The following is a 5,963-nucleotide window of genomic DNA, read 5'->3' on the forward strand; positions in this document are numbered from 1 at the left end:
GGATCCACAGAAATTCTACCAATATTTAAAGGAATTAACCGAAGAATATCATGCCTATTTTAAAAATATAGCAAGCGAATAACAAATCCCTAAAGTTTCAGTACCTGAAGGCACATTTAACAATATTATTTTCTATTCTTATGTTCATAAAATTAATGAACATAACGAAAAACTACAACAGATATACAATCAAATAGAAGATGTTTGTGATGAAGTGTTTTTATATCTAGCTATTCTTTAATCTTTCTTAAAAAACGTATTAGATGACACTGAGCATATTTATTGGTTCGACAAAATAATGCCAATGTTCAAATATGCACCGATCTTAAGTTTTGATCGCGGGCGTAACCAACAAGGTTTATTTATATATCAAACTTATTTAAACTATATAGCTGGAATTATTAAAACTCCTATGTTACCTCGACAAAGGATCTGGTCAGATAAAATCATTATCATTAACAATAAAGAAAAAATTCTTGAAGAGCTTGATTTTATGGGTATTAATGAAAAATTCATCAATGGAGATTATGATCATATTGCTTCTTACATAAGAAACAAACGTCGATAAAATATAGATTTTGTTCACTTCTACGATACATTTATGAAACATTCATATGTTACGTTATAAAAGTCCTTTTTTTGAATCATTTTCATTCTGTTAAGAAGTCCTAGCCCCTCTAGGACTTTTTACGTTTAAATAAAGAGGTATACCAAATTTCTCAATGACTAACATTACTTAACGTGGTAAAATAATATTTGGATTGGCGTCCAATACATATTATTAAAATTAAGATGGTTCAAGTCGGAGGAAGGCACCTTAGGGTGTCTTTTCTTTTGTCCATTATATCCATTACGTACGCATTGATTTTTTATGTGCATTTGATATAATTACTGTATTAGTATTACAGTAATACAGTATGTATATAATAAAAGAAGAGATGCGCTAACATCTCTTCAAGTAACCGCTACCGCAAGGTGAGTGGTTGCGACTAAATACTACTTTTTAGATTTAGAAGACTTCCCACGCTTGCGAGGCTGACGGGTGGTCTTCTTCTTTTTATTTTTAGAAGTAATTTTCTTAACCACGAAAACTATAAGTTCTCGTACGATCGTCTTAATTACCTCTAATACTATTTGAAGAAATAGATCCATTGGCTACACCTCCTTTCCTCATTAAATGAGAAAAGGACAGTCGTAACCGCCCACCCTACAATATACAGTTGTTCTTATTGGCGTATCACCAACATTTTAACGAAAATATACGCTAAGCAAAATTCAACATGAAAAAACGTTGATTTTACTACTCTAAGAGAATCATCTGATCTCAAAAACGTATGTATTTGAGACAAGTGCGTTCCAATGTAAAAGGTGCTGAAAAGAGCCTAAATAGTGTCTCAAAACTCATCCTTAAATCAAAACTCAATTCAAATCGTGTTATTGAGTTTTGAGAATCCCTTAGCGTATAAAAAAGTTAAAATGTGCGTGCTACCCCTTAAATCACTTAATCTCTAAAATCATTGCTAGATCGATTGCATAATTCGTGCGAGTTCTTTTTCTAAAGCAGCGGGCTCGTTTGCATAATTGTAAATCCCTAAAAACTTATCTATAGCCTCTGGATGGGAACTGATTAGCTTGTTGACAGCATCCTGTTGTTCAGATATGCGTTCATTCTTCGAAATTTGGCATCCCATGTGAAACCGAACCATAAACTCATCTTCTATTGCCTTTTGATATTCTTCAGACATTTGATTTGATTGATCGGATTGTCCCTTATATTTTGATAGAATATTGGATAATATACGTGCTCCACATATAGCATCATGGATACCCTGCGCCATGCCAGGATCTTTAAAACAAACTGCATCTCCAACCAACGCCCATCCTTTTCCCATTCCTTTATACCAGTAATTATCATATCCGAGAATGCCTTTGATCGGTTCTACTAGTTCTGCATTTTTCAAGCGCGCCCCAATTGTTGTATTCGGAAAGTTATCTGTAAAGAAATTGCGTAGACAGCTTTCCGGATTTAATTTCAACCGTTCTATCAATTCCTTATTTTCTAATGGGAAAATGCCGACAATTACATATAAATCATCATTCGTCGGAAAGAGAATGGCTGTGTTATCTTTTATCTTGTATACTTCAAATTTAGGGACATTATCGTGGCGAAATCCAGAGAAATACCCGAAATAGATGCCGACTGTTGCCGGAATACTTATTTTGAGTTCACTTTTTACCAGCTTGCGAATAATAGAGGATCGGCCGTCTGCCCCGACTACCAGGCGAGCTAAAAATTCTTGTTTCTCGTTGTCGCCGTCTAAACCTTTCACGCCTATCACTGTTTCGTCATCACGGATGACATCCGTCACACGAAATCCTTCTAAAACAGTTACATTCATTTGGGATTTGGCTTGTTCAAGTAGAATATGATCGAGATAAGTTCTTCTAATACAATAACAACTTTCCTCTCCGTAAACCTCAGGGATGAGACCTTCTATCACGGTATCCTCAAATTGAAATTTAATATCCCGTACCGGCGGTACTTTTGTTTCCAATAACTTGTCCAGGACACCGGTTTCTCGAAGAAGAGCGACAGTATTATTGAAAAAGGTATGGGTTGATAATGTGTCCCTTGGAAAATTCGCTCGGTCCACTAACAACACATGGAAACCTGCCTTAGCAAGATAAATTGCCAGGGTAGAGCCAGCACATCTAGCACCGGTAATGATGACATCATACGTCTTATTCATCGTATCACTCCATTTTCAAGTATAATTATTAACTTGCTTATCCATTAGCAGAGTTCTAAAGTTAATGCCCCTACGAGTTAAAGTAATGGGGAAAATTGATAAGAATGCACTACATACATAAAGTATGGAAGCTAAAACGAAATAAGTACAGAAAATTCTCACCTACTATACAATTAAAAAGAATTTGTGGTAAAAATCGGAATGATAATTTAAGTATTAAATAAAGGTCCGTTTACTTGTCTAGTGAAGAGTTAATAGATGTATATTCACAAAAATGGTTGTTAAAACATCGACTCCAAACTCCTTGTATAAAGTTTTGGAAATCAAGTCCATTTGCTATGTTAAATGCGCTATAATTTTGGGGTAGTCGTCCTTATCATATGTTGAATGAATTATATCCAAATCGTTTTAAAGAGTGGGAATTAAAAAAACGCCTACAGGATTCTGGACAAAAGAGAAGGGACTCCATTTAGCAGATGAGTTCAACATAAAATTCAATGTAGACTATTGATTATGTATCTTGTTTTTTATTAAATATTACGGTACGTGAAATTTTAAATATCTTTACTAAAAAAGCCCCTTGAAAGGAGCACTTATTTTACAAGATACTGTTCTATTTCTTTTATTAATAGTTCTGCACCTTCTAGACTTAATGTGATCTTACCATTTGCTAATGCCTTGTTACGATTTGACACTTCTCCTGTTAATGCACAAACACCACCAGGCTGATACTTCTGTAAAATAATATCTTCCCCTTCTACAAAAATCTCTAATGGTGATTTTTCTTTAATACCAAGTGTATTTCTAAGTTCCTTTGGAAGTACTACACGTCCTAATTCATCTACTTTTCTAGTCATTCCGGTTGCTTTCATCTATTATCTTTCCCCATTTCATTATTAATTTGTACCCAAGTTATTCTTGACTATTGTAACAGGCTTTCACCATACATGAGAAACATAATGAACCAAAAATAGACAATCATAATAAGAAACTCTTTAAACCCTTGCTGAAAGGAAATACGCCCTTCTTCCATTCTACATCCCCCTTTTCTCTACAACTTTTAATATGTTAAAATATAGAGGAAAGAAATCTGCCAATTTCTTTCCTCGACGGTCACTCATGACTTTGCTCTTTGTTTGCTTTTTGCAAATGAAGAGCTTTTATTTTGCATACTTATACTTGCTTTCTAACATCGCATAACGCAATAGCTTTAACTTTGTCTCTTTTTTCAACGCTTTCCACTCAGATACAGCAATCTTCATTCTTCATTCTTCATTCTTCATTCCTCCATTACTTTGTTATTTATTTAGACTTATAAGTTCCATTTGTAAATTTTTTAATTTCTTTATCACTAAACCCTTTATGGATAGCGAAAATTTCTGGAAAATCCGAGAGACACAAATCAATAATTGGTTGTTTTTCCCATCCCTCGAAAAGAAGGTATAATACATAAAATACCAATTTATAAACAATCAACGTAACAAAAAGGTAGAAGTTTTATATTGTGACAAACGTTAACTTAGCATAAAGAGGCACTTACAGCAAAATGAATAATTGATTAAAAGAAGGGATACCTTTGTATTTTAAAGAATTTTATACTTTATTAAATATTTGATAAGTAAGGGGCTTACTGCCAGTTAATATAAGTTTTGCTACTAAAAAAGGAGGTAAATTAGAGTCGATAATGAAGAAAGAAACAAACTTTAACTCATCGTTGAAACCGAATGCACAAAGCAGAAATCTAGTTTCAAAAACTACACATTTTCCTAGTACCTACGTGATTTTTATTTTTGGTTTACTGATTTCCAGGATAGGTGATTCCCTTTATACGTTTGCTCTTCCTTGGATTGCCTATAAGTTAACTGGATCAGCAATAATTATGAGTTCACTTTTTGCTATCGGTGTGTTACCTATTGTTTTATTTGGTCCAATCGTAGGAGTAGTAGTGGATCGTTTTGATCGGCGGAAATTAATGTGGGTTGCTGATGCAGGATGTATTATTTTAGTATCCTTAATTCCTCTCCTGTATAACTTGAGCGTACTTCAACTATGGCATCTATATGCTATTTCTTTTATTTTAGCCGTACTATCGATGTTATTTGACGTAGCGACTATTACAGTAATTCCACAAATTGCAGGTCCATCGTTAACACGAGCCAATTCCGCATACCAAATGGTTAATCAAATTGCTAGTTTAGCAGGGCCCACATTAGCCGGTATTATAATTGCTTTAATGGGTGGGATTAATGCCCTCTGGATAAATGCTATCTCTTTTATGTCTACTCTAGTTGCTGTATTACTATTGCCAAAATTAGAAAAGAAGAAACCTACAGATAGAGCAAAAACGCCATTGCAAACTATAAGGAATGATATGAGAGAAGGGCTAAAATGGTTAATGAATGATCGCCTTAACCTTGCTTTATCTCTTCAAGCAATGGTGGGAAACTTTGGCGCTAGCGCTGTATTAGGTGGGCTTATGTATTATTTACTTTCTACATTAAATCTATCTGCTGAAGAAAGTGGGATTAATTATACTTTAATTGGGGTAGGTGGTCTTTTAGGAAGTATCATTGTTATTCCACTTGAACAACGCTTTCGAAGGGGAATCCTTATTTCAACCCTTCTTGCTGTGGGAGCAATTGGATTGACCTATGCAATATGGAGTGAATATTGGCTTGCGCCGGGCATTTCATTTGGTCTTGCTATGATTTGTAATATAGCCTGGAATACTATTGTAGCATCCGTCCGACAGGAAACAGTCCCCACCAATATGCAGGGAAGAGTTTTAGGATTTTCACGTGTGCTTACTCGTTTGGCTATGCCATTAGGAGCACTAGTAGGTGGATTAATTTCCGATTTTAATCCGGTTGCAATATTTATTTTGGCATCAACTACAAAGGTCATTGAAGTTATTATCTCTCTTACTAGTCCTATTCGTAAATTATGAGCAAAAAGCCAATTTCCCTCACATGCAGGAAATTGGCTTTTTGTTTATCGTGATGTAAGCATTTTCACTTGAAAAACTACTGAAGAAACTATAATCCGTTTTTACACGTATCTCGGCTGAATCCCAATCTATCCAGTGTTCAATTGGTATATTTTGTATTATTCTCCTTTTTCGGGGGGATGGGCAAAAACACCCTAATTGTATTATCAGTTGTACTTATATAGTAATATTGAACAGCCCCCTGATAATCTGAATATAACTAGTAC

4 protein-coding genes and 1 pseudogene are annotated in these 5,963 nt (G+C 34.6%); 3 read left to right on the top strand and 2 right to left on the bottom strand.

What is annotated here, in order from left to right; all coding sequences use genetic code 11:
• Positions 1-298 precede the first annotated feature (298 nt).
• Positions 299-568, top strand: coding sequence for a hypothetical protein (locus ACQGS6_RS21635; protein ID WP_426965576.1), 270 nt, complete (start codon positions 299-301; stop codon positions 566-568).
• Between the two features lie 952 nt (positions 569-1,520).
• On the opposite strand, the gene ACQGS6_RS21640 is transcribed toward ACQGS6_RS21635, so the two are convergent.
• Positions 1,521-2,750, bottom strand: a complete 1,230-nt coding sequence (locus ACQGS6_RS21640; RefSeq protein WP_426965577.1) for an NAD(P)/FAD-dependent oxidoreductase — start codon at positions 2,748-2,750, stop codon at positions 1,521-1,523.
• 236 nt (positions 2,751-2,986) lie between these two features.
• Here ACQGS6_RS21640 and ACQGS6_RS21645 point away from each other — a divergent pair.
• Positions 2,987-3,216: pseudogene (locus ACQGS6_RS21645) on the top strand (hypothetical protein); the annotation flags it as partial.
• A gap of 127 nt (positions 3,217-3,343) precedes the next feature.
• On the opposite strand, the gene ACQGS6_RS21650 reads toward ACQGS6_RS21645, so the two are convergent.
• The gene (locus tag ACQGS6_RS21650; RefSeq protein WP_426965578.1) at positions 3,344-3,622 is read right to left on the bottom strand and encodes an AbrB/MazE/SpoVT family DNA-binding domain-containing protein; all 279 of its coding nucleotides are present in this window, start codon (positions 3,620-3,622) and stop codon (positions 3,344-3,346) included.
• Between the two features lie 812 nt (positions 3,623-4,434).
• Between ACQGS6_RS21650 and ACQGS6_RS21655 the strand changes: the two genes are divergently transcribed.
• A complete protein-coding gene (locus ACQGS6_RS21655) occupies positions 4,435-5,697 on the top strand; it encodes an MFS transporter (protein ID WP_426965579.1) in 1,263 nt (420 codons plus the stop codon).
• Positions 5,698-5,963 lie beyond the last annotated feature (266 nt).

It is taken from the genome of Bacillus sp. GMs2/2 (assembly GCF_050172095.1).
GTDB classification, from domain to species: Bacteria; Bacillota; Bacilli; order Bacillales; family Bacillaceae_G; genus Bacillus_A; species Bacillus_A cereus.